Below are 5895 nucleotides of genomic sequence, written 5' to 3' on the forward strand. Positions count from 1 at the left end.
ACCAAGTCGGCCACCGGCTCGATCAGCGGCGTGGTGCGCGGCGACACGCTGGTACAGTTCCCGGAGGCCATCAAGGACGTAACGGTCACGGCTGGGTAGCCGGCGTCGGGAACAACTACGCGATCATCCGCGGGATCAACGCAGGGACGGCGACCGTCAGCGCGTCGGCGGATGGGAAAACGGGGACGGCGACGATAACAGTGACTCCGTAGGCAGGGAACAGACTTCAGGACGTGCTGGAGTTGCAGGGTTGCAGAGTTGCAGTGGGGGACAGTGACAAGGGGACAGTGACAAGGGACAGTGACAAGGGGACAGCTTCTGGCGTAGCTTAGACGGTCATGAGCTACGCCCGACAGGTACTGGCCCTGGCCCTGGCTCTCGGCGCCGCTCCGCTCCAGGCGCAGAGGCCGCGGCGCCCCGACACCACCCAAGCCCGCGCGATCTTCGAAGCCAACATCGACGCGATCCACCAGCGCGACCGCGCCCGCTACCTCTCCTACTACCTGGATTCACCGAACTTCGCGCGGAACGGGCCCGGCGGCCTCGACCTCGGCTATGCGCCGATGGCCGCCGCGCGCGACACCACCTGGCCCGACTCGCTGATCGCCACCGACCTACGCCTCATCCCCGTCCGTCCCGGCGTCGTCTACGGGCAATACCGTTACCGGGTAACCCAGCGCGGCGAGACTTCGAGCGGGACCAGTGAGCGCATCTTCGTCCGTACGCCGGGCGGCTGGAAGATCGCCGTGAGCACGGCGTTCGCGGCGCCGCGAGGGACGCCGCCGGCCCCGGTGGCCCTGGTCGGCGCGACGCTGGTGAACGGCGCCGGCGGGCCGCCGGTCCCGGACGCCGTCGTGGTGGTGAGGAACGGACGGATCGCATGCGCGGGGCCGCGCGCCTCGTGCGCCCCGCCCGCGGGAGTCGACACGATGGACCTGCGCGGCCGGTGGGTCATCCCGGGCCTGGTGGACGCGCACGTGCACTTCAGCCAGACCGGCTGGGTGGATGGCCGGCCCGACGCGCAGGACGTGACCGACCGCTTCCCCTACTACCGCACCGTCGCGGAGCTGGAAGGCCGGCCGGAGCGGTTCCTGCGCGCCTACGTTTGCTCGGGCGTTACCGCGGTCTTCGACGTCGGGGGCTATCCCTGGACCTGGGCGCTCCGACAGCGGGCGGAGAGCGATCCCCTCGCGCCGCACGTCGCCGCGGCGGGGCCACTGCTGTCCACCGTGGACCGGCCGGTCCTCAACCTTCCCGACACTCGCCAGATCCTGCCGGTCGCCGACGACTCCGTTGCCCGCGCGGCGGTGCGCGCCCACGTGGCCCGCGGGACCGACGCCATCAAGATCTGGTACATCGTTCCGGCCGGCGCCGACACCAGCGCGCTCAAACGGCTCGTTCGGGCAATCGCCGACGAGACGCACCGCCTCGGTGCCCGGCTCATCGTCCATGCGACGGGCTTATGGGAGGCGAAGGACGCGCTGCGCGCCGGCGCCGATCTCCTGGTCCATGGTGTCACCGATCGGCCGGTCGACGACGAGTTCCTGGCCCTGGCGCGCGAACGGCACGCCATCTACACGCCTACGCTCACCGTCTTCGATGGATACCGGCAGGTGCGGGTACGTCACTTCGAGCCGCACTACCCGCTCGACTGCGTTGATTCGGCGACCGTCGCCAGGGCCCGGATGACCGACCTGATGCCGCCCGCTCCCGGCGCCCCCGCCGACTACGTCGAGCGCCAGACCCAGCTCGCGGCCACCCGTCTCTCACAAGGGCAGGCCAACCTCCTCGCGGTCTTCCGGGCCGGCATCACCGTGGCCATGGGTACGGACGCCGGCAATCCGTTGACGCTCCACGGACCCTCGGTCTACTGGGAGATGGAGGCCATGCAACAGGCTGGCTTGCTCCCCGCCGACGTGCTCATCGCGGCAACGAGGAACGGGGCGAGGGCCATGGGTCGTGACCGAGACATCGGCACCGTGGAGGCGGGAAAGATCGCGGACTTGGTGGTGCTGGGATCGGACCCGATCGCCGACGCCCGCGCCCTGAGGGACGTGCGCTACGTCATGAGGGCCGGCGCGTTGACCGTCCCGAGATTGTCCGCGCCCCGCTAGGCAACGCAGCTTGCCAACCGACTGACTTTTTGCCGGTGAGTGATCAAGAGGGGCCGCGACCAGGATCGCGGCCCCGTCTTGCTAAACCATTTCCTACCAACACGTTGAGCGATGTCAATCCGAGCGAGCGCCGGTGGCACGGGACTTGACTCTCATGCGGTCATGAGGCGGGCATTGCAAGCCCTGTCCGGAATTCGACCCTCCGACCCAGAAGCCAAGGCGGCTTGCGAAGCAGCACTGAGCCGCCGCGTCGTCTCGCTCCGGAGCGCCTGACCAGCGAGCCGCGAGCGTTTTCCCCCGCAGCAAAACTCCGCATGAAACACTAGCCCGCGTCTCGCGACGCGGGCTCGTGTTTTCTGGGGTCCCCCGTCGCGGCTATGGCGTGGGCGGCAGGATGGTCGAGCCCGTACCCGACACCGTCCCGGTCCCACCGCCGCTATATTCACGGCCAACGGAGAATCGAGCCTGATGCCCGAGCCAAGTCGCAGGAGAACTGTCACAGTCGATGTGAGTGGCGTGCCGGTCGGGAGCGGACACCCGATCGTCGTGCAGTCCATGACGAATACCGACACCGCCGACGCCGAAGCCACGGCCCTCCAGGTGGCGGCGCTGGCGGCCGCCGGCTCAGAGCTGGTTCGCGTGACTGTGAACAACGACGAGGCGGCGCGGGCCGTCCCGCGCATCGCGGACCGGCTCGAGGGGATGGGAGTGCGCGTCCCCATCATCGGCGATTTCCACTACAACGGGCATCTGCTGCTGACCAAGTACCCGGACTGCGCCCGCGCGCTCGCCAAGTACCGCATCAATCCCGGCAACGTCGGTGCCAAACGTCACGACGACCACTTCCGCGCGATCATAGAGGTCGCGATCGCCAACGGGAAGCCGATCCGGATAGGCGTGAACTGGGGCTCGCTGGACCAGGCGCTCCTCACCGAGATGATGGACGCCAACGCGAACTTGGCCGATCCTCTGGATGCGCGCGACGTGACGATGAACGCGATGGTGGAGAGCGCGCTGCGCTCGGCGCGCCTCGCCGAGGACTGCGGACTCGCGCACGACCGGATCATCATCTCGGCGAAGGTGTCGGGAGTGCAAGACCTGGTGGACGTCTACCGCAAGCTCGCGCCGCGGTGCGACTACCCGCTTCACCTCGGGCTGACGGAAGCGGGCATGGGGGCCAAGGGGATCATCGCCTCCACCGCCGGCCTGTCGATCCTGCTCCAGGAAGGCATCGGTGACACGATCCGCGTGTCGCTCACCCCTGCGCCCGGCGGGGACCGGACCGAGGAGGTGTTGGTCGCGCAGCAGGTGCTCCAATCGCTCGGCCTGCGCAGCTTCACGCCCCAGGTGACGGCGTGCCCCGGTTGCGGGCGCACCACCAGCACTTTCTTCCAGGAGCTGGCGAGCAACATCCAGACCTATCTCAGGGAGCAGATGCCCATCTGGAAGGAGCGGCATCCGGGTGTGGAGGAGATGAAGGTGGCGGTGATGGGGTGTGTGGTGAACGGGCCGGGGGAATCAAAGCACGCCAACATCGGGATCTCGCTGCCTGGGACGGCTGAGGAGCCCAGGGCGCCGGTCTACGTGGACGGCCGGCTCGTCACGACCCTGAAAGGCGGCGACATCGTGCCCCAGTTCATCGGGATCCTCGACCAATACGTCGAATCACACTACGCTAACCAAAGCGAGGCGGAGCGATGACCAGAACGCTGATCGGCCTGCTGCCCTTCGTCATGGCGGTCGTTCCAGCCATGGGGCAGGAGCACCAACACGCGGGCGGCCCCACGGACCGCCGGATGGAGATGCAACACAACCCGCAGTTCCTCGTCGCCGGCGGTTGGGTGGCGTCGCGGCTGGACTCGGCGAGCCTGGTGGTCCTTCACGTCGGCCGCAGCGATTCGGCGTACCTCGCCGGACATGTGCCTGGCGCGCGGTTCCTGCCGCTATCCGCCGTCGCCACGACGGTGGGAGGGATCCCCAATCAGTTCCCGACCGCGGATCAGATGGCTGCGACCTTTCGCGACCTGGGCGTGGGCGAGTCCGCGAAGATCGTGATCTACGGTGACGACCCCGGACTCTTCGCCGCGCGGGCCTGGGTAGCGCTCGACCTCCTTGGACACGGCGGGCGAGCGGCGCTGCTGGACGGGGGGCTGGTGCGCTGGCGTGCGGCGGGACGTCCCGCGGAAACGGGGGCGCGCTCCGCGGCGGCGCAACCCTTCACCGCGCGGTGGCGAGGGGATCTCGTGGTGGACGCGGAGTGGGTACGCGCCCATCTCGGCGACACCACCGTGGTGCTGGTGGACACCCGCCCCGCCGACCAGTTCAGCGGCGCGGAAGCCCCGGGCCCCGGGGCGATCCCCGAAGGGCGGCGCGGCCACATACCGGGCGCGAAGAGCATGCCATGGATGAACGCGCTGGCCTCCCGCGAGGATCCCGCCCTGAAGCCGATGCACGCGCTGCATCACGAGCTCTGGGAGCCTGCCGGCGCAGACCGGGCGCGAACGGTCGTGACCTACTGCCGGACCGGGATGCAGGCGAGCCACTCGTACTTCGTGGCCCGCTACATCGGCTATCCTGACGTGCGGCTATACGACGGGAGCTTCATCGAGTGGTCGGCTCTCGACGCGCGCGACCATCCGGTGGAGAACGGCGGGCGATAGCCGGTCACTGGCGCGGGCAGCGCCCCGCCGCCCGCGCCCGCTCCATGCCCATCCTGAGCCACGACCCCGACGGCACGAAACGGCCCTCGGGCTCGGGTGGCCAGGCGAACCGGATCGTGTCCCGTGCCGCCACGGGCAGGACGAGCAGCGATTCGGCCTGCTTCACGACGTGCCGCGACCACGCGTCGTCCTCGCGGTGGAACGCCTCGCGGATATCCGGGACGTCCTCGGCGTTGCCCGTCAGCGACAGACCGCGCAGCGCAACCTCGCGCACGACTCGCCGCGGGAAGTGCAGAAGCTCACGCCAGTACGGCGCCATCTCGGGATAGGGGTACGTCGAGAGCGCGTGCAGGGATCCCTGCCAGACGACCCACGGGCCGGTGAACGGTGTCCCGAGCCTCGTCAGGGCGGGCACCGCGGCGCGATAGCGCGCGTAGCGCAAGACCTGGAACGCCGCGGCGCGGAGCTCGATGCCGGTGCCGCCGCCGCTGTCCACCGCGATGCCGTATGCCCATCCGACCACCGGCTGGCCGAGGCCGGCGATGAACGCCGACTCGATGCCGGGGTCGAGCCCGCGCTCGGATGCGCGTGGCACCAAGCGTAGCGCGGCGACGAGCTCCTCCTTGGTGTGGATCGCGGGGAGGGCGCAGGCGGGAAACCCCTGGGCAACCGATGCCGTAGGAGCAGCGGTCGCCAGCAGGCCCCACAGGGCAGTGCCGCGGCAGAACGCAAGGGCAGCCATTCGCATTCCGTGGTAATCTATTCCGTCCCGATCACGCTGTGCCCCCGTCCAACCTCGAGCAAGGTTCGCTGATGACCGCTCACTCCGTCCGTTCCGCCCACGCCGCAACCTGCGGGGGGCTAGGCCGGCGGGCGTCGTAGTCTGCCGAGGCAGGTGCCGGTGCATCATTCTGCCCGGCGAGGCGGAATGCGGACGAGGGCGGGCTCCAAAGCGAACAACTATGGTCATAGTAGGTCGGCCGGCGTACCATAACGTGTTGCGACGCATCGACCTACTATGACCATGGTTGTCGCTCAGGGTTGCTGTCTCACTCATATTGGCAGAGAGGGGACCGACTGGCGGGTGGTGGCGGCGCGCCGTATTGTTGCGCACCGAGTTA

Annotated in this window: 4 protein-coding genes; 3 read left to right on the forward strand and 1 reads right to left on the reverse strand. The window is 69.1% G+C overall.

Going from position 1 to position 5895, the window contains the following annotated elements:
* Positions 1 to 338: 338 nt before the first annotated feature.
* From Q8Q85_09300 to Q8Q85_09310, 3 genes are all read left to right on the forward strand, one after another.
* Positions 339 to 2114 (forward strand): amidohydrolase family protein, encoded by a 1776-nt coding sequence (locus Q8Q85_09300; GenBank protein MDP3774449.1) that lies wholly within the window; start codon positions 339 to 341, stop codon positions 2112 to 2114.
* A 468-nt stretch (positions 2115 to 2582) separates the two neighbouring features.
* Positions 2583 to 3815, forward strand: a complete 1233-nt coding sequence (gene ispG, locus Q8Q85_09305; GenBank protein MDP3774450.1) for a flavodoxin-dependent (E)-4-hydroxy-3-methylbut-2-enyl-diphosphate synthase — start codon at positions 2583 to 2585, stop codon at positions 3813 to 3815.
* Positions 3812 to 4774 (forward strand): sulfurtransferase, encoded by a 963-nt coding sequence (locus Q8Q85_09310; protein ID MDP3774451.1) that lies wholly within the window; start codon positions 3812 to 3814, stop codon positions 4772 to 4774. The genes ispG and Q8Q85_09310 overlap by 4 nt, the downstream gene beginning before the upstream one ends.
* A gap of 4 nt (positions 4775 to 4778) precedes the next feature.
* Here the strand turns inward: Q8Q85_09310 and Q8Q85_09315 are convergent, their stop codons facing one another.
* Positions 4779 to 5522, reverse strand: a complete 744-nt coding sequence (locus Q8Q85_09315; protein ID MDP3774452.1) for a hypothetical protein — start codon at positions 5520 to 5522, stop codon at positions 4779 to 4781.
* Positions 5523 to 5895: the final 373 nt, after the last annotated feature.

It is taken from the genome of Gemmatimonadales bacterium (genome assembly GCA_030697825.1).
Taxonomy (GTDB): Bacteria; Gemmatimonadota; Gemmatimonadetes; order Gemmatimonadales; family JACORV01; genus JACORV01.